This is a genomic window from Acinetobacter sp. 24-47-67 (assembly GCF_056779735.1).
The window spans coordinates 1-412 of the sequence record NZ_JBWYIK010000039.1 but is presented as its reverse complement, the minus strand read 5'-3'; the positions used below and the strand labels follow the sequence as shown (position 1 = coordinate 412).

The window sequence follows — 412 nt, the reverse complement described above, 5'->3', positions numbered from 1 at the left end:
ACCAGTGGCAATGATGATTTGTTTATAAGGTACTGTTGTACAGTCACCCGCAGCGAATACACCTTTTACATTGGTTTCGTTGCGATCGTTAATCACAATCTCACCACGGTTTGAAAGCTCAACCTCTGTCGTTTTGAGGAAATCCGTATTTGGCAACAAACCAATTTGTACGAAGATGCCCGCAAGTTCAACAATGTGCTCCTCATCCGTCGCACGGTCTTTGTATTTCAGTGCAGTCACTTGTTTGCCATCACCCACAACTTCTGTAGACAACGCATTTTTGATGACAGTCGTATTTGGCAAGCTGTTCAATTTATCTTGAAGAACTTGGTCAGCACGTAGTTTGGTATCAAACTCAACTAAAGTGACATGTTCAACGATACCAGCCAAATCAATCGCAGCTTCAACACCA

The 412-nt window shown here is 42.7% G+C and carries 1 protein-coding gene; it reads right to left on the bottom strand.

Features of this window, described 5'->3' with window-relative positions:
• Positions 1–412: FAD-dependent oxidoreductase (locus AC1M9K_RS14570; RefSeq protein WP_481589647.1), on the bottom strand; the 412-nt coding region annotated here is incomplete at both ends.